Origin of the sequence: Luteolibacter pohnpeiensis, from assembly GCF_016595435.1 — a bacterium.
Taxonomy (GTDB): Bacteria; Verrucomicrobiota; Verrucomicrobiia; order Verrucomicrobiales; family Akkermansiaceae; genus Luteolibacter; species Luteolibacter pohnpeiensis.
This window is the reverse complement of the sequence record NZ_JAENIJ010000150.1, coordinates 1-777: the sequence shown is the minus strand read 5'-3', so window position 1 is coordinate 777 and position 777 is coordinate 1. Positions and strand designations below refer to the sequence as shown.

1 protein-coding gene is annotated in these 777 nt (G+C 51.5%); it reads left to right on the top strand.

What is annotated here, in order from left to right; translation table 11 throughout:
* Positions 1-379: 379 nt before the first annotated feature.
* Positions 380-715 (top strand): hypothetical protein, encoded by a 336-nt coding sequence (locus tag JIN85_RS20675; RefSeq protein ID WP_200274423.1) that lies wholly within the window; start codon positions 380-382, stop codon positions 713-715.
* Positions 716-777 lie beyond the last annotated feature (62 nt).

Genomic DNA, 777 nt, shown 5'->3' with positions numbered 1-777 from the left:
CAGAACGGAGCGAACAAGGCGGCACATCCGACGGCGACCAGCCTGTGAGTTGACTTTGATGCTTTTCTCCCGCCGCAGATGGCCTTATACGTTCTGTGAAGAAATGAATCTCCAATCCGCACCGGCAAATTGGCACGTAGCGGTTAACCTTCCAGTCGCGATAGTCTGGATAGTGGGGATTCCATTTGCGGCATGCTCGCTCCTTCAGATTCCGATGTGGTGGGCAATTCTGATAGCACCTATCTGGGCACTACTCACTGGCAGGATCACTGATCGGTGGCTTCAAGCACTTACAGGCCCTGCGATTGACCGAGTATTCATCGCGATTGGAGGCGATCGGAAGCCTCCCGGCTCGTTGGAACCCGAATCGAATTATATCGTGGAGATCACCGATTTTCAGGTGCGCTCGATACGACCTGACGGCACAATTGAAGATATCTCATGGGATGAGCTTGCAGGCTTCGATATTGAGACCAATTCGCTCGGACCATTCGCACCTGATGTATTCTGGGTTCTCCACGGAGACGAACGGGGCTACATCATCCCACAAGGCGCAAAAGGAGATGGAGCGTTGCTTGAACGACTACAGCAACTACCGGGTTTCGACAACGAGAAGTTCATCGATGCAATGGCTTCGACCTCAGAAGCTACCTTTGAGATCTGGCGCAAAACCAACAACACAGAACAAGATGCTGCGTTGAAAGATCAACCGTAAATTGAGTTTTTTGGGATTCTTTTGAGTGGCTGAGGTCGGGTGTTTTTAGGTGGTTTGGAGGC